We start from the raw sequence: 291 nt of genomic DNA on the forward strand, positions 1-291 counted from the left end.
GTATTGATCGAGGCAATAAGGAGGTCCATGACGTACAATAGTTGGAAGGATAAGCTTTTCGAGACCTACATGGACTACAGCGATTCTGGGCGACTCGGTGATTGCGTAATCGCGATCCGCGCCCTGTGTCAGGAGCACATGGATGATGACACGCTGGTGCGTATTGACGCACGCATGATGAGTGCGCTAGAATTCGAGATTGATGTCTACATCTCGGACCGCAAATATCCGCTGGCGATGCTGCACGAGCAACTTTCGCTCTTGACATTGACCCAGTGGATGGAGCAGAAT

1 protein-coding gene is annotated in these 291 nt (G+C 51.2%); it reads left to right on the forward strand.

The annotated features are described in order from the left end of the window. Positions 1-27 precede the first annotated feature (27 nt). Positions 28-291 (forward strand): hypothetical protein (locus AC1RPQ_RS08380; protein ID WP_481762326.1); only part of this gene is annotated, 264 nt, incomplete at its 3' end.

The organism is Dellaglioa sp. CoH-57-MRSF-21 (assembly GCF_056781915.1).